Annotated in this window: 19 protein-coding genes and 1 pseudogene; 11 read left to right on the forward strand and 9 right to left on the reverse strand. The window is 34.4% G+C overall.

Going from position 1 to position 15238, the window contains the following annotated elements; translation table 11 throughout:
* Nucleotides 1-610: 610 nt before the first annotated feature.
* A complete protein-coding gene (locus FTT74_RS12460) occupies nt 611-856 on the forward strand; it encodes a hypothetical protein (RefSeq protein ID WP_057979928.1) in 246 nt (81 codons plus the stop codon).
* A gap of 37 nt (nt 857-893) precedes the next feature.
* Here the strand turns inward: FTT74_RS12460 and FTT74_RS12465 are convergent, their stop codons facing one another.
* Nucleotides 894-1625, reverse strand: a complete 732-nt coding sequence (locus tag FTT74_RS12465) for a hypothetical protein (RefSeq protein ID WP_057979927.1) — start codon at nt 1623-1625, stop codon at nt 894-896.
* Nucleotides 1626-1641: 16 nt separating this feature from the next.
* On the reverse strand, nt 1642-1908 hold the full coding sequence (locus FTT74_RS12470) for a hypothetical protein (RefSeq protein WP_227509390.1): 267 nt from the start codon (nt 1906-1908) through the stop codon (nt 1642-1644).
* A gap of 211 nt (nt 1909-2119) precedes the next feature.
* Between FTT74_RS12470 and FTT74_RS12475 the strand changes: the two genes are divergently transcribed.
* Nucleotides 2120-2524, forward strand: coding sequence for a helix-turn-helix domain-containing protein (locus FTT74_RS12475; protein WP_057979925.1), 405 nt, complete (start codon nt 2120-2122; stop codon nt 2522-2524).
* A 63-nt stretch (nt 2525-2587) separates the two neighbouring features.
* Here the strand turns inward: FTT74_RS12475 and FTT74_RS12480 are convergent, their stop codons facing one another.
* Nucleotides 2588-2836, reverse strand: coding sequence for a hypothetical protein (locus FTT74_RS12480; protein WP_034705816.1), 249 nt, complete (start codon nt 2834-2836; stop codon nt 2588-2590).
* 122 nt (nt 2837-2958) lie between these two features.
* On the opposite strand from FTT74_RS12480, the gene FTT74_RS12485 reads away from it, so the two are divergent.
* Nucleotides 2959-4074, forward strand: coding sequence for a hypothetical protein (locus tag FTT74_RS12485; RefSeq protein WP_057979924.1), 1116 nt, complete (start codon nt 2959-2961; stop codon nt 4072-4074).
* Between the two features lie 492 nt (nt 4075-4566).
* On the opposite strand, the gene FTT74_RS12490 is transcribed toward FTT74_RS12485, so the two are convergent.
* Nucleotides 4567-4938, reverse strand: a complete 372-nt coding sequence (locus FTT74_RS12490) for a hypothetical protein (protein WP_179989133.1) — start codon at nt 4936-4938, stop codon at nt 4567-4569.
* 1210 nt (nt 4939-6148) lie between these two features.
* Between FTT74_RS12490 and repM the strand changes: the two genes are divergently transcribed.
* From repM to FTT74_RS12510, 5 genes are all read left to right on the forward strand, one after another.
* Nucleotides 6149-7099, forward strand: a complete 951-nt coding sequence (gene repM / locus FTT74_RS12495) for a replication initiation protein RepM (protein WP_179989132.1) — start codon at nt 6149-6151, stop codon at nt 7097-7099.
* Nucleotides 7092-7646 (forward strand): plasmid replication DNA-binding protein, encoded by a 555-nt coding sequence (locus FTT74_RS12500; RefSeq protein ID WP_179989131.1) that lies wholly within the window; start codon nt 7092-7094, stop codon nt 7644-7646. The genes repM and FTT74_RS12500 overlap by 8 nt, the downstream gene beginning before the upstream one ends.
* Nucleotides 7647-7658: 12 nt before the next feature.
* Nucleotides 7659-7790, forward strand: coding sequence for a hypothetical protein (locus FTT74_RS13960; protein ID WP_257221864.1), 132 nt, complete (start codon nt 7659-7661; stop codon nt 7788-7790).
* Between the two features lie 596 nt (nt 7791-8386).
* Nucleotides 8387-9862: an ABC-F type ribosomal protection protein Msr(E) gene (gene msr(E), locus FTT74_RS12505; protein ID WP_000052512.1), complete on the forward strand. Its 1476-nt coding sequence runs from the start codon at nt 8387-8389 to the stop codon at nt 9860-9862.
* A gap of 55 nt (nt 9863-9917) precedes the next feature.
* Entirely contained in the window at nt 9918-10802 is an 885-nt protein-coding gene (locus tag FTT74_RS12510) for an Mph(E) family macrolide 2'-phosphotransferase (RefSeq protein ID WP_000155092.1), read from the forward strand.
* A 189-nt stretch (nt 10803-10991) separates the two neighbouring features.
* Here FTT74_RS12510 and FTT74_RS12515 read toward each other — a convergent pair whose 3' ends face one another.
* The 5 genes and pseudogenes from FTT74_RS12515 to FTT74_RS12535 all read right to left on the reverse strand — a co-directional run.
* Nucleotides 10992-11603 (reverse strand): recombinase family protein, encoded by a 612-nt coding sequence (locus tag FTT74_RS12515; RefSeq protein ID WP_015060246.1) that lies wholly within the window; start codon nt 11601-11603, stop codon nt 10992-10994.
* A 184-nt stretch (nt 11604-11787) separates the two neighbouring features.
* A complete protein-coding gene (locus FTT74_RS12520; RefSeq protein WP_070155405.1) occupies nt 11788-12102 on the reverse strand; it encodes a hypothetical protein in 315 nt (104 codons plus the stop codon).
* Between the two features lie 2 nt (nt 12103-12104).
* Nucleotides 12105-12518 (reverse strand): hypothetical protein, encoded by a 414-nt coding sequence (locus FTT74_RS12525; RefSeq protein WP_179989130.1) that lies wholly within the window; start codon nt 12516-12518, stop codon nt 12105-12107.
* A gap of 162 nt (nt 12519-12680) precedes the next feature.
* Nucleotides 12681-13771, reverse strand: a protein-coding gene (locus FTT74_RS12530) for an IS4-like element ISAba1 family transposase (RefSeq protein ID WP_085940648.1) whose coding sequence is annotated in 2 segments (ribosomal slippage) — nt 12681-13231 and nt 13231-13771 — 1092 coding nt in all. Because the reading frame shifts where the segments join, the coding sequence is not laid out codon by codon here.
* A 33-nt stretch (nt 13772-13804) separates the two neighbouring features.
* Nucleotides 13805-13936, reverse strand: a pseudogene (locus FTT74_RS12535) (transposase domain-containing protein); the annotation flags it as partial.
* An 88-nt stretch (nt 13937-14024) separates the two neighbouring features.
* Here FTT74_RS12535 and FTT74_RS12540 point away from each other — a divergent pair.
* Genes FTT74_RS12540 through FTT74_RS12550 form a run of 3 tightly spaced genes read left to right on the forward strand, consistent with a single transcriptional unit; the run spans nt 14025 to nt 14996 of the window.
* Nucleotides 14025-14348, forward strand: coding sequence for a transcriptional regulator (locus FTT74_RS12540; protein ID WP_104505828.1), 324 nt, complete (start codon nt 14025-14027; stop codon nt 14346-14348).
* Nucleotides 14329-14643: a DNA-binding transcriptional regulator gene (locus FTT74_RS12545; protein ID WP_104505827.1), complete on the forward strand. Its 315-nt coding sequence runs from the start codon at nt 14329-14331 to the stop codon at nt 14641-14643. The genes FTT74_RS12540 and FTT74_RS12545 overlap by 20 nt, the downstream gene beginning before the upstream one ends.
* Before the next feature lie 38 nt (nt 14644-14681).
* The gene (locus FTT74_RS12550) at nt 14682-14996 is read left to right on the forward strand and encodes a hypothetical protein (RefSeq protein WP_104505826.1); all 315 of its coding nucleotides are present in this window, start codon (nt 14682-14684) and stop codon (nt 14994-14996) included.
* The last annotated feature ends 242 nt before the right edge of the window (nt 14997-15238 follow it).

The following is a 15238-nucleotide window of genomic DNA, read 5'->3' on the forward strand; positions in this document are numbered from 1 at the left end:
ATACGTGTATTCATTTCTATCATTTAATCTTAATTCTATTAGATTAATGATAATACTATCATTTAATTATTGCATTAAGTCTAATGATAGATATTGTATGCGATTTGGCTCGCTATCATTCAGGTATAGTCTTTTGATAGAAAAAGTATGACAGTAGAGTCATGCTTGGTAAGTTCATATAACGTGTATTATGTTAATTTTAGAAAAACTTAATTGGAGAAGGAATTTAGAATGTCCCAAAATAAATATAAGATCGGTGATCTCGTAGATAATTTGTTCCAAGGGCAGGAAAAATAATTGGTATAGATTTAGCTAAGGAAGAAAACAGAGCATTAGATCCTAATTTAGTCCGTTTTAGAACTAGAGAGGAATTCTGGTATAACGAGGAAGAAATAGATAAAATGATAATCAGCAAATAAAATATGTAATTAATGACTCTCACATAAGATGTAGTACTTAGAAAATTATTGTTTTTCATCAATTTAAATAAAAAAATTTATTTCATAATTAAGCATAATTATTCTTTAAAAGTGGAATATTTAGCCACTCACTTTTTTGCAATTTATCTCCAGAATGAATGTATGTCATTCATTCATAGTGAGTTTCTCTGTTGAAAATTACTATTGCTTTACCTGTAGTTTTACTAATTTTGTTCAACCTTGCAGCAGTTGGTTTTTTAAAAAACTTTAACCAACATTTTTTTATGACGGATGCTTCTTCACTGACGCTTTTTCTAACTGGTCTCGTTATTTCATTGATTTTCACAGTGGGAACATCACAAACAAAATTTTCCTCTAAGCTTCTATTAGCTTTTGTGGAAGCAGAACGCTTGCATAAAATTAGAAAGACTGTTTAATAAAAAACCCGACATTATGTCGGGTTTTTTAATGTTCTTATGTTAAGAGAGTTGTATCTGCAACTAATACAATATTGTGAAACTGGGTATCTGTTCTGACACACATATCTAATCTTAGATATTTTTCATTTTGCATAGGAAAATTAAAAGGGATAGACCAAGGCTTTAAATTTGCGGGACAGTCTTTATATTCAACGTCTCCTATAAATTTCTTTTCTACACAGTCATAAACCTTAATGATTCCCCACTTGAGGATACTCAATACCCACAACATATGCCCCATATATGTTTGGTAATTATCACAAATCAAAAGACCATATTTCTTAGTTAAGTGTTTATATACAAATGAACTAATGCCGCTCTCTTGATAATCTGGAACAACATAAGCTCCTTTTATTTGTTTACCAACTTTTACTTCCTCAGCATGGACTTCAAAATCTTTAAACGCATAACGTCCTATTAATATTTCATCTTCGATATCAAATGCTTTTAATGCTTCGTTAGCAGCTTCATATGGATCTTGAAAATCTTCAGCGACAGCACATACCCCATCCAATGCCATTTCATTAAAATGGCAATAAGATACTTCTATACAACCGCTATATTCACTCCCAGCTTGAGCCTTATATTCTTGAATTTTAAAAATAGCTGCTTCTCTAGGATTAAAGAAAAAACTAATTTCTAATGTTTCATCATAATTAAAGCAGAAAGGTCTTGTATGAAGAGGCTTATTATAATCCTCCTCAGGTAAGATATGAGGTGGGGACACAGCTATCCTTAAGTTTTTATGAGATTAATAAAGAATTCGTATTAATGATAGCATTAATTTTTTCTTCTAAAACCTTCTCATAAGAAGCTAATTCTGGATACTGTTTAGATGCTTTGATATTAAATCTTAGCCGGCTATTTCGTTCCTGAATTTCAGCAACAACTTTTACGTCTTCCCAATCTTTCTTTTGATTGATGACGTTTTTAAAAATTAAAATGTAATGATTATTTCTTTCTCTACGAGAAAGTTTACGTAATTCAAAATCTTCTTTAATTTCAGGCATAGTAAATCTCTGAACTAAGTCAGTACTATTTTTAAGCGTTTGAACAGTTCTAGTGAACATTTCGAGCCCTAAATACCTAAGAAAATTAAATTAAGTTAACTTTTATTATTAGAGGTTATAAGACAAGTATGTCACTATCAACTACGACAATTTTGGCGTACTATATATATATTAATTTATATATATATATGAATAGGTTTATAAAAAATTTATGTTAAATTTTGAATTAAAAGAGAAATGGGGGGAGACTTCTCTAATACTAGGTTTTACTCCTGTTCCAACTACTTTAATTTATGCTCAAAAAGAATTAGGTCTCTCTTCTATAGAAATTAATGTTTTACTTAACTTGTTAACACATTGGTGGAAAAAAGAAGAATTCCCATATCCCTCACAAGCAGGAATTGCTCACCGAATAGGTGTATCTACTAGAACTGTACAACGAACTCTAGCAGGGCTTGAAACAAAGGGATTTATAATTAGGAATAAAACTTCTAGAGACAGCAATAAATATAAAGGCCGAAGTATCTATGATCTATCTCCACTAGTGAAAATCCTGGAAGAAAAATCACCCGAATTAGATATAGTAAAAAAACAGAAAAAAAATAAGAAAGCGTAGGACATCGCCCACGCTCTCAATAATTAATCTCATATTAATTTGAGACCTTTTATTCTCCTGAGATTATCGATTCTTATTTGATTGAGAAACAAGAGAAGCCGCAATCTCTTTAGTTTCTTGACTATATTTATTGCTCTTTAATACAGCAGAAGCAGTAGTTTCCATTTCTTTCCCTGTCTGTTTATTTGTTTTGGTTTGAGCTAATGCAGAAGCTGATAACTTTTTTGCTATAGCTGAAGATGAAGGATCTCGCAAAATCTCTGATGCCTTAGAAGCGACTTTGCTGGAAGTTTTTTTAGCATTATTAGCCATATTTTTTATCTCATTCTGATTAATATCAATACAATTTATACTACATATAGTGTAAAATCAACAACAAATATACTATATATAGTGTTTTATAAAATTATCACTTTTAAAATGGGTCAGAAGTTATGAATCCTAATGAACAAATAGAACAGCCTAAAAACAGATTTTCTTTAGGTCAAAATGGACTATTCGCTATTGGATTAGAAATATGGAAAGAACTTTACGAACATGAAGAATGTGGGATAAATGAAATGGTTGTTTTTTTATCTCTAGCATGTGGAACTGACGCTAGTCACATTAAAAGTACTTGGAGTATTAACTCAGTTAAAAAATACATTGGGCTAACAGAGGTTCCTGCAAAAAAAGCCTTAAAGAACTTAATCGATACAGGCTTCGTAAAAGTTATAAAACCAGTATTAAAAGCTGGAGATCGCCCAGAATATGAAATCAAAAATACTACTAAAGAAGAAGGAAACTATATTTGGCTACCTAATAGCTTAATTGTTGGCGTTAAAGGTGAGTGCTCTCCTGTGAATAGATTGAAAAAAAGAAATGATAAGAGGCTTTTATATTATTTTATTCGATTATATTTTTTTCAAGATATGCGAGAAACAGGATGTATATCGGAGAAAATTATTTGGGCTAACCCATATGAAAATGAAGAAAAATTACATACATCAATAATAACAAGATTCAACCATTGCATAAATTTTCTTAAATTAAATTATCAATGGGTTTGCTCTGGTGATAGTGACTTCGGTATTTTTGGTGAATACAAAGTTGTAGGTCGTGGAAAGCACGAACGTAAAGTATGGGAAGCTGAATATTGTCCTAAATTAAATGAGCGAGGTACATGGATCATTATGCGCCCTTTATGGGATATGCAACTTATTGAACCTGTATTCTTCGTTACTGACTCACCAGATGAGGTACCAGATGATGAAAAAATCTTTATGTATGAGCTGTTCACAGAAGACCAAAAAGCTATATCAGATAAGATTCTTTCAGGTGGATATAATTTAGAAGAGTCTATGACTACTCAACTAAATCACGTTTCTAAGCGCGGAACTTCAGTATCAAAAATTGCCTTCGGATTTGTAGATTGTGACTATGCTAATGCCTCAATAAAGCCAAGATTTAGATTAAAATACAGAACAAAAAATCCCTATAGTAAAAATCGAATAAGGGATCAAAGTAAGTTTGAACGAGAGTTAATACAAAAAGCAGAAAAACAGCTTTGATTAAAAATTGAACTTTTAGTGAGTTCAAAGTTATATCAAGGCTTAAATTCAAAGTTTAATCTCAAAGTTAAATCAAAGTGTAAACAGTAATAATTAGTATGGATACTATTACGGAGAAAAAAGAATTTTTTATATCTTATCTTTATAAAACTTCCTCCTTGACTTCATATACCGCAAAAGCAGTAATCAAGGAGGAAGGTAAGCATTTGTTTAATGTGACGCTCGTAGACACTCGCTAATATTTTTGGTGATTTGAATAGACACCATTTAGTTAGTTAAAATGGCTATTTAACATAAAATTTCTTATGCGAAGCCCAGGTTAATCCTAGGCTTTTTGTTCAATCTCATCATTGGCCGCAAACATGCCTGGATTAGTGAGCTTAATATTTTCCTGACAACTTCTACAAAGCATTAAGTCTGCAAAAAGCTGTACATTCTGTCCATTTCCACAAAGCGTACATGGTTTTGAAATTTGAATAATATTGTCCAAAATTAAGATTCCTTAGAAAAGTTTTGTTCCGCATAATTAGCGGCCTTAGCTTGCATACTTCTAATTTCATCTTTAGAAGCACCATTTTTCATTAACAGCCATAAAAGCATCATGTAAGTACTACTAAAATCTTCATAGTATTTTTCAGAAAAATTATTATCTTCCTCAAAATCATCTATTCGCTTCTCTAATCGATTCACCAGATCCTCGATACGATCGGCCTGCTGCTTAACAGCAATAGATTGAAAATCATTGGTCAAAATTTTACTGAATAATTTACTGGTTCTGATTCCTTCTGAATTAGCCAATTGATCATAGAATTCGGCTACTTGTGGATCTAGTCTGACTGCATAAGTTTTGACTTTTTCGCTCATAAATTACATCTCTTATAGAAATTAGAGTTTGTACAAGATTAAATCAAGATAATTCAATAATTTAAATTAAAAGAATAAGTAAATTACGTACAAATCTATTTGTACAAAATTAATTTATTATAAAACAAAAACTTATTTAAATATAATGCTTTTTTTATGTACAACTATGAGTACATGATTTTTATTAAATTTATCAATACTTTATCTAAAAAAAGTATGGTTTTCATGTACAAGCATGTGCACAGCATAAAAAACATATAATTCAACTACTTATTCTAAAAAAAGACCATTTTTCTGTACACGTTTCTGAGACCCTAAAAAATCGCTGAAATCCTTATCCTGTAAGGCTTTGAGGGGTTTCATCGTTAGATGCGTGGTGTGTGACAAAAAAATCCCGGCATGTGCCGGATCTTGGATTGGAAAATTGGCTAAAGTGACGTAGGGCCGGTGCTTGGTTTTGCATGGAAAAAAGTATTTATTTCTTTGTTTAGAAAAACGTAAAAAATCAATTTTTTGTCCATTCATCCAGGTTAAAAATTTCAAACCAAAACTTTAATTATGAAAAGCTTCACAGAAAGCGTTCAAATGCGATTTAAGAGCCCTTACCTAAAAAGCATAGATCTCATAGCGAAAAACAGAAAACAGCTCAAAAAACGCAAATGAGAGCGAAATAAAGAGGGATTTTGACTTTAGATAGATGCATAGAGCGAGTGTCTACGAGCGAACTATCAAAATTTGCGTCTAGACCCTCTGAAAAACATTTTTTTGTCCTCTTTAGCCTAAGAAAGCGTAAGTTTCATGCAGAAATTTGCTCCTGGATCGAGCGTAGCGAATAAAAAAGTTTTATGAGCGAAGCGAATTCCGAGTTGCTTTTGCTTTTTCTTAAAGTCACGCAAGTATTCACCAAAAAATTGCCCCGACGAACTGAGCGAAAGCGAAGTTCAATAGAGTTTGAGCGAAGCGAAAACCAAGGGCAATTTTTCATTCCCTGGGCTTTTAATTATTTTTAATCTTTTAAATGCTTTTAGACATGCTGAAAGCTTTAATTTACAACACTTTTAAAGGCTATATGACACCGTTTACCTTGCAATATGACACCGTTTACCTTGCAATATGACACCGTTTACCTTGCAATATGACACCGTTTACCTTGCTTATAGCACTAAAATTAATTATTGTGTCATAGCATAATAAATAATACTGGTGCTTCATGAGAGAATTAGTTGTAAAAGACAATGCCTTAATTAATGCAAGCTATAACTTAGATTTAGTAGAACAACGTTTAATTTTATTGGCCATTGTTGAGGCAAGAGAAAGCGGGAAAGGTATTAATGCTAATGATCCCCTTGAAGTACATGCAGAAGGCTATATCAATCAATTTGGCGTACATCGCAATACGGCTTATCAAGCATTAAAAGATGCCTGTAATGATTTATTTGCAAGACAATTTAGCTATCAAAAAATAAATGAACGAGGGAATATTGAGAACTATAGATCCCGTTGGGTTAGTGAAATTGGATATGTAGATAATGAAGCAGTGGTTAAACTTATCTTTGCCCCAGCCATAGTTCCCTTAATTACACGCTTAGAAGAGCATTTCACTAAATACGAATTGCAGCAAGTTAGTAATCTCAGCAGTGCTTATGCTGTTCGCTTATATGAATTATTAATTGCTTGGAGAAGTACTGGCTCTACTCCTATTATAGAGGTAAGTGATTTCCGTCAAAGAATTGGCGTACTCGATACAGAGTACAAGCGTATGGAACGCTTTAAAACTAGTGTACTTGAGCTTGCTATTAAACAAATTAACGAACATACAGATATCACTGTGAAGTATGAGCAACACAAAAGAGGTCGATCAATTTCAGGATTCTCTTTTACTTTTAAACAGAAAAAGAAGGACAACCCACCGATAGAAAGAGATCCGAATACGTTAGATTTCTTTACAAAGATGACTGATGCACAACGCCATCTGTTTGCAAATAAACTTTCTGAACTTCCTGAAATGGGTCGTTATTCCCAGGGAACTGAAAGCTACCAACAGTTTGCTGTACGTATTGCTGAGATGCTACAAGATCCCGCTCAATTCAAAGAGCTATACCCATACCTAAAAAAAGTGGGATATATGCCATCAAATAAAAAGGACTTAGTAAATGGCTAAGTTATCACTAAGTGAAGTATCCAATCGCTTTAATGTTAGTCGCTCTACGCTATATAGGGCTATAAAAGAAGGGCGTATATCTCGAAGCGCTGATGGTCTTTTTGATATTGCAGAAGTCATTCGCTGCTTTGGAGAGCCGATCAAAAAGCATGAACAAAAACAAGAAGTGGATCAGTCTAAAGATGATGCTGATTTACGTCAGCTTGTTGATTTTATGAAAAAGGAAATTGAGTCATACAAAGATCGTGAGAAACGCTATTTAGATCAAATAGACCGCTTTCAATTGCTATTAGGGCATAAAGAGTCTGAAGAAAAAATGTCTCATGATGCACCAGTGACACATTCCAATGATGCACCATGCGACAACAATACTAAAATAAGTGAAGCTATTGATAATAATAGAGATAGCGAAATTAAAAAATCCCATGAGACATTGGTGACACGCCCTAATGAAACACCAAAACACGTACCAAATATACATTATGAGACAAAGAAAAAACGTGGCTTATTTGGCCGTGTACTGAATGCTGTTTTTGATAATGACTAAGGGAGAAAGATCATGCCGAAACTGAAAGACATTGCCCTAGGCATTATTGTGGCCCCGCTGTTGATCCCGATCATGCTGATCGCATCGTACCAAGATAAAAAGGAGCTGGATGAACGCCAAAAAGAAAAAGACCAGGCATCCTGATTATTCAACTGAGCTAATTAAAAGTGTGGAACATTGATTAAATAGTAGGCGTGGAACGTGACAAATCATTAAAAAAGCCCGATCTGGAGGATACGGGCCAATCAAAATGATATATGCCATTGATTAATAAAGACAATTATAACTCATTTCGTATAAGGTGTATTATGTTAATTTTAGAAAATCTTCACTACTATTATTTTAAAATAAGCCTTATATCCAAGCATAAAACAAGGTTGTCTAGACTTCTTTTAACAGTAAAGTTATCATAAAACTGAATTTTATTTTTTAGGTAAGTTTATGCATTCTATCCGCATTCGTTAAGACACAACTATTTGCATAGTGACACTATTTTATAATGGTGGGCTTTTGTTGTGTCTTTAAGAATATATGCGGATATATAAAGTAAAAGTATGCTTAATTTATAAGTATGCTTTTAGTGCATAGTTTCCAGTTATAACTTAATTGACTAGCTATTTGTCCACCCTGTGGATGAATAGCTTTTTTTTTGGGAGGACACTGTGATGCTAGCTTTTGTTTTCACCTAAATCCTGTTTGCTGCATAAAAAATTTCAAGAGCTAAACAGGAGTAAATAAAAATGAGTTTAATTATTAAAGCGAGAAACATACGCTTGGATTATGCTGGGCGTGATGTTTTGGATATTGATGAATTGGAAATTCACTCTTATGACCGTATTGGTCTTGTGGGTGATAACGGAGCAGGAAAGAGTAGTTTACTCAAAGTACTTAATGGCGAAATTGTTTTAGCCGAAGCGACATTACAGCGTTTTGGTGATTTTGCACATATCAGCCAACTGGGCGGAATCGAAATAGAAACGGTCGAAGACCGGGCAATGTTATCTCGCCTTGGTGTTTCCAATGTACAAAACGACACAATGAGTGGCGGAGAGGAAACTCGTGCAAAAATTGCTGCCGCATTTTCCCAACAAGTACATGGCATTCTAGCGGATGAACCAACCAGCCACCTTGATCTCAATGGAATAGATCTACTTATTGGTCAACTTAAAGCATTTGATGGAGCATTACTTGTTATCAGTCATGACCGATATTTTCTTGATATGGTTGTAGACAAGATATGGGAGTTAAAAGACGGTAAAATTACGGAATATTGGGGTGGTTACTCGGATTACTTGCGTCAAAAAGAAGAAGAGCGACAACACCAAGCCGTAGAATATGAGCTGATGATGAAGGAACGGGAGCGATTAGAATCTGCTGTGCAAGAAAAACGCCAGCAAGCTAATCGATTAGACAATAAGAAAAAAGGAGAAAAATCCAAAAACTCTACCGAAAGTGCTGGACGACTTGGGCATGCAAAAATGACTGGCACCAAGCAAAGAAAACTGTATCAGGCAGCTAAGAGTATGGAAAAGCGTTTGGCTGCATTAGAAGATATTCAAGCACCAGAGCATTTGCGTTCTATTCGTTTTCGTCAAAGTTCAGCCCTAGAACTGCACAATAAGTTCCCGATTACGGCAGATGGTCTGAGCTTAAAATTTGGTAGCCGTACTATCTTTGATGACGCTAACTTTATAATACCGCTTGGCGCTAAAGTCGCTATAACTGGATCGAATGGAACAGGGAAAACGTCCTTGTTAAAAATGATATCAGAACGTGCTGATGGATTAACCATATCTCCAAAAGCTGAAATTGGCTACTTTACACAAACAGGATATAAATTTAACACGCATAAATCTGTGCTCTCCTTTATGCAGGAAGAGTGCGAGTACACAGTTGCGGAAATTCGTGCAGTATTGGCTTCAATGGGGATCGGAGCGAATGATATTCAAAAAAACTTATCCGACTTATCGGGAGGTGAAATCATCAAACTGCTTTTATCCAAAATGCTTTTAGGAAAATATAATATTTTGCTTATGGATGAACCAGGAAACTATCTTGACCTAAAAAGTATTGCCGCATTAGAAACAATGATGAAGTCCTATGCAGGAACTATTATCTTCGTATCTCATGACAAGCAATTGGTCGATAATATTGCTGACATTATCTACGAGATCAAAGACCACAAAATCATCAAGACTTTTGAGAGAGATTGTTAATGATAGCCAATCTAATCCGAACATTAATTATTGAACTCTTTAAAGGAAATTAAAAATGACAATTCAAGATATTCAATCACTTGCTGAAGCACACGGCTTGTTGCTTACGGACAAAATGAATTTCAATGAAATGGGCATTGATTTTAAGGTCGTTTTTGCTCTTGATACAAAGGGGCAACAATGGTTGCTGCGTATTCCTCGTCGTGATGGCATGAGGGAACAAATCAAGAAAGAAAAACGCATTTTAGAATTGGTAAAAAAACATCTTTCTGTAGAGGTTCCTGATTGGAGAATTTCATCTACAGAATTAGTGGCTTATCCCATACTTAAAGATAATCCTGTTTTAAATTTGGATGCTGAAACCTATGAAATAATTTGGAATATGGACAAAGATAGCCCGAAATACATAACATCTTTGGCAAAAACCTTATTTGAAATCCATAGTATTCCTGAAAAAGAAGTTCGGGAAAATGATTTGAAAATTATGAAACCTTCAGATTTAAGACCTGAAATAGCAAACAATTTGCAGTTAGTAAAATCTGAAATTGGTATAAGTGAGCAATTGGAAACCCGCTACAGAAAATGGTTGGATAATGATGTTCTATGGGCAGATTTCACCCAATTTATACATGGCGATTTATATGCTGGGCATGTACTAGCTTCAAAGGATGGAGCTGTTTCAGGCGTTATTGATTGGTCAACAGCCCATATAGATGACCCAGCGATTGATTTTGCTGGGCATGTAACTTTGTTTGGAGAAGAAAGCCTCAAAACTCTAATCATCGAGTATGAAAAACTAGGGGGTAAAGTTTGGAATAAACTATATGAACAGACTTTAGAAAGAGCAGCGGCCTCTCCTTTGATGTATGGTTTATTTGCCTTAGAAACTCAAAATGAAAGCCTTATCGTTGGAGCAAAAGCTCAGTTGGGAGTTATATAATTTAAAAATATGATTGCTGAGAACTGCCTTGTTTTGAAACTTGGTTGGCTTTAATTAGTTTTTAGTATTCTTTATAGAAAATGCCTCGATCAAGGGGCATTTCTAACAATCATTTAACATAAAATTTCTTATGTGAAGTAACCTGAATGCAGCGGTGCCCCATTGGGGGCGCGTTGAGATAAGCCTCTTTTAGATAACTTTAGCAACTCGATAGACAGTTGCAACTCCACAATTCACTGCTTTGGCAATTTCTTCCTTAGTCATATTGCCAACTACTAGCAATTCTTTTATTCGTTTATGTTTAGCCTCATTTGCCTTCTTGCCTGTTGGTTTGTAACCCGAACGTGCCAGGCCCTGCTTAATACGTTCTATACGTTTCTCATTGTCTAGGCGGGCCATTGTTGCCAGAAGATCAATCAACATATTGTTGATGAGTTCCAAGATTGAATGAGTAATGCTGTCACTGGTTTGAATCATTTGGTAGGTAGTAGGAAGATCTGCTACGACTAAACGAAGTCCCTTCTCCTGGATCCTGCGCTTCAGCTCTTGAAAATCTCGTTGGGTTAGGCGTGATAAGCGGTCAATACTTTCAACTAACAATGTGTCACCTTGATTTGCTTCTGACAGTAGCTTATTCAATTCAGGTCGGTCTAACTTCGTACCACTATAGTTTTCCACGTACACAATGGTTTCACCCAAATTCAAGTTTTGGTTTAGATCCTGAAGAATCTGCAAAGCCCTTTCTGCATCTTGATCTTTAGTTGAAGCTCGTAGATAAATACGTGTATTCATTTCTATCATTTAATCTTAATTCTATTAGATTAATGATAATACTATCATTTAATTATTGCATTAAGTCTAATGATAGATATTGTATGCGATTTGGCTCGCTATCATTCAGGTATAGTCTTTTGATAGAAAAAGTATAACTAAAAGCCATGCCTTGGGAATTCGTATAACGTGTATTATGTTAATTTTAGAAGATCTATACAATTCTGTACTTTTTCACAATCATAGAAAAAGCAAATAAAATACTTATCCAAAATAAATAATCAATAAAAAAATTGAGAAAAACAAATTGATCCATGCCGATGAAAATAAATAAAGGATTGATACTTATACTTCCGACTGGAGAGGTTTCACCATCTATAAGGAACTGGAGAGGAAATCCCCCAGCTATGACTTTAACTTTTTCAAGCTTATCTACAACTATGCGAGCAACTAATATATTTTTTTGATAAAGCAAAGATACGTAAGTCAAAATAATCGCTAAAAAATTAAAATATAATATTTTTTTCATAACTATTCTTTATCTTTTAAGTTAATTAAAAACAGCCAATAACATAAGCCAGGAAATAGAGCCAGAAAGCTAGCCCATGTATTGGTATACATCTTCCACCAATCTTCAGCAATCTTTCCAGTATGCCCCCATCCTAAAAGAATAAAAAATGGAGTAGCAATAATTAGAGAGGTAATACAGATGGTTAATAAATTAAGTCTGTTATAACGATTTAAAAGAATTGAGAATATGTAGCTAAAAGGCACAGTCAAAATACAATAAGCCAAGTAAATAAGACCGTGTCCTACAAGAACTACGAAAATCGAGTATAGGCTGTATTCGTGATTCACTGCGATAAACAGGACTGTTGTTAAAAAAAGTAAAGGTAAAGGAGCAAGTAAGAGTGCTTTTACTATTTGTTCATTTGAGTATTTCACTAATTTAATTCTCTTATCTACTCAATAAATAATAATACTATAACGATTTTATTGGAGGTTTTTTGATTCTATTTAACATAATGGTGGTTATACGAATTGAACGTAAGCGTCCGCTGAACCCCATGCCTATTTTTTAATTCGGTTCTCTGTACACGACAAATTTCACAGAACCCTTATCCTATCAGGATTCTGCTTTCTTAAAATTGCCAAAATTTCCTTAAACTCTTCTTTTTTCCCAAAACCAATTAAACGCTGAATCGCCATTTGAACATAGTCTAAACCATAGCGAAATAAACTCATTGAGAGTCGTCCATGCTTCTTTATTTTTATCGCTTTTTTTTGATTATGTTGCCATTCACCCGTTAAGTAACACCAACAGAAGCTTATAGCTAACACCGCAATCAATTTTTTCACTCGTCTAGGGTCTGTCAAGCGCGTATTTTCAAGATTAAACCCGCGTCCTTTGAGACAACTGAATAAGGTTTCAATTTCCCAGCGTAATGCATAATCCTGAATAGCATTGGCATTAAACTGAGGAGAAACGACGAGTAAAAGCTCTCCATTTTCTAACTGTAGTGCACTTATATATAGTTTCACCCGACCAACCAAAATCCGTCGTTTACGACATTCAATTTGACCAACTTTAAGATGGCGAAATAAATCACTAATTTTATGATTCTTTCCTAAATGATTGGTGACAATGAAGTTTTTTTAACACGAATGCAGAAGTTGATGTCTTGTTCAATTAACCATGTAAACCACTGCTCACCGATAAACTCTCTGTCTGCGAACACATTCACAATACGGTCTTTACCAAAAATGGCTATAAAGCGTTGAATCAAAGCAATACGCTCTTTCGTATCTGAATTTCCACGTTTATTAAGCAATGTCCAAAGGATAGGTATCGCTATTCCACGATAAACGATTGCGAGCATCAGGATATTAATATTTCGTTTTCCCCATTTCCAATTGGTTCTATCTAAAGTCAGTTGCACTTGGTCGAATGAAAACATATTGAAAATCAACTGAGAAATTTGACGATAATCAAAATACTGACCTGCAAAGAAGCGCTGCATACGTCGATAAAATGATTGTGGTAAACACTTGATGGGCAAGGCTTTAGATGCAGAAGAAAGATTACATGTTTGCTTTAAAATAATCACAAGCATGATGAGCGCAAAGCACTTTAAATGTGACTTGTTCCATTTTAGAGATTTGTTTAAGATAAGATATAACTCATTGAGATGTGTCATAGTATTCGTCGTTAGAAAACAATTATTGTGACATTATTTCAATGAGTTATCTATTTTTGTCGTGTACAGAGAATTCGGTTCAGGTTTCCAGCGGTGTGGTAGCAATTCTTCAATCTGAGTCACTTTATGTGTCGGCAACCTTTTCAGCACATCACTTAAATAGGCATTTAATCCTGAGAACTAAGAATTATCATTTAAAAATACCACAAAGTAGTATAAAATAAACTACTACAAGGTAGTATGAATGCAATCAATGTATACAATATGTGAGACTCCATTATTTACTAAATACTGTCTTGTTTATTGGACTCAGGAAGAATATGAGGAATTCAAAACATTCTTAGCATTAAATCCTGAAGCAGGAGATGTAGAGCCTAATGCAGGTGGTATTCGTAAGATTAGATGGACTAGCGGTGGTAGAGGTAAAAGTGGTGGTGTCAGAGTCATCTACTTTAATCGTTTAGCAAATGGAGAGATTTGGTTATTAACCTTGTACAGTAAAAAGCAAACTGTACAGCTTAGTAAGAAGACTCTTCAAGCATTAGTGGAGAAACTAAATGACTCGTTTAATGACTGAAAAAGAACTTGAGGCTTTTGAAGCAACTAGGGATATTGAAGCTGAAATATTACAAGGCATCGACGATATGCTTACTAGTAATGCAGCGAAAAGAACCGTAATCACTGAGACAGATGTAGCGTTAGCTCGTAGAAAGGCTCAACTAACACAAGATCAGTTTGCTAAGATTCTTGGCGTATCAAGACGTACTCTTGAATCATGGGAACAAGGTGCGAGAAGACCATCAGGAGCAGCAACATCCCTTATTCGATTATTTATTGTTGATCCAAAATTTGTAAAAGAGAGTCTGGCTTAATTTAGACAGCTCTCTACTATATTTATTTAAGGTTTTTTATGAAGCACTTAGGATTTGTGGGAAAAAGTACTGAATATTTAGGGTATACCCATATTGAAATTATCAATAGCTCATTACGCTTATCTTTCAATATTCCATCAACAAAAGATCTAGAAGAAACCTTTAAAAAGATAGTCGAAAATAACTATGATTTACTCATGGAAACATCAGCAGAAATCGAGTTCGAATTAGAAAGTGAAACGCTAGCAAAGATAGAAACCATCATAAAAGAAAAAGGGATTGAACTTGATGAGTTTGTTCAAAATGCGCTGATTAAACTTATCAACCAAAATGAATTGGCTAAGACTGATTAGACCTTAAATGCAGACAATAAAAAACCCCAGCATCCTGCCGGGGTTTCTCATATTGGGTTGCTAGGTATGACTCCTGTCTTACCTCACGCTCCTGGTGCGATCTTTCTTATTCTTGTTGTTTGGAACTTCCTGTTCCTGATGAGTTCATCATAGGAAAATTCCACTGTTCCTGGTAGCCGCAAAGAGCCGAGATTGTTGTGCGCCAGGGCGTACAAAATAGCCTAAATTTTATCCACAGCCAT

Origin of the sequence: Acinetobacter sp. YH01007, from assembly GCF_013420425.1 — a bacterium.
Taxonomy (GTDB): domain Bacteria; phylum Pseudomonadota; class Gammaproteobacteria; order Pseudomonadales; family Moraxellaceae; genus Acinetobacter; species Acinetobacter towneri.

Excerpts from the sequence above, each read along its gene's own strand:
- FTT74_RS12470 (WP_227509390.1), bottom strand. The coding sequence starts at position 1,908 with ATGCCTGAAATTAAAGAAGATTTTGAATTACGTAAACTTTCTCGTAGA.
- FTT74_RS12475 (WP_057979925.1), top strand. The coding sequence starts at position 2,120 with ATGTTAAATTTTGAATTAAAAGAGAAATGGGGGGAGACTTCTCTAATA.
- FTT74_RS12480 (WP_034705816.1), bottom strand. The coding sequence starts at position 2,836 with ATGGCTAATAATGCTAAAAAAACTTCCAGCAAAGTCGCTTCTAAGGCA.
- FTT74_RS12485 (WP_057979924.1), top strand. The coding sequence starts at position 2,959 with ATGAATCCTAATGAACAAATAGAACAGCCTAAAAACAGATTTTCTTTA.
- FTT74_RS12490 (WP_179989133.1), bottom strand. The coding sequence starts at position 4,938 with ATGAGCGAAAAAGTCAAAACTTATGCAGTCAGACTAGATCCACAAGTA.
- repM (WP_179989132.1), top strand. The coding sequence starts at position 6,149 with ATGAGAGAATTAGTTGTAAAAGACAATGCCTTAATTAATGCAAGCTAT.
- FTT74_RS12500 (WP_179989131.1), top strand. The coding sequence starts at position 7,092 with ATGGCTAAGTTATCACTAAGTGAAGTATCCAATCGCTTTAATGTTAGT.
- FTT74_RS13960 (WP_257221864.1), top strand. The coding sequence starts at position 7,659 with ATGCCGAAACTGAAAGACATTGCCCTAGGCATTATTGTGGCCCCGCTG.
- FTT74_RS12510 (WP_000155092.1), top strand. The coding sequence starts at position 9,918 with ATGACAATTCAAGATATTCAATCACTTGCTGAAGCACACGGCTTGTTG.
- FTT74_RS12515 (WP_015060246.1), bottom strand. The coding sequence starts at position 11,603 with ATGATAGAAATGAATACACGTATTTATCTACGAGCTTCAACTAAAGAT.
- FTT74_RS12520 (WP_070155405.1), bottom strand. The coding sequence starts at position 12,102 with ATGAAAAAAATATTATATTTTAATTTTTTAGCGATTATTTTGACTTAC.
- FTT74_RS12540 (WP_104505828.1), top strand. The coding sequence starts at position 14,025 with ATGTATACAATATGTGAGACTCCATTATTTACTAAATACTGTCTTGTT.
- FTT74_RS12545 (WP_104505827.1), top strand. The coding sequence starts at position 14,329 with ATGACTCGTTTAATGACTGAAAAAGAACTTGAGGCTTTTGAAGCAACT.
- FTT74_RS12550 (WP_104505826.1), top strand. The coding sequence starts at position 14,682 with ATGAAGCACTTAGGATTTGTGGGAAAAAGTACTGAATATTTAGGGTAT.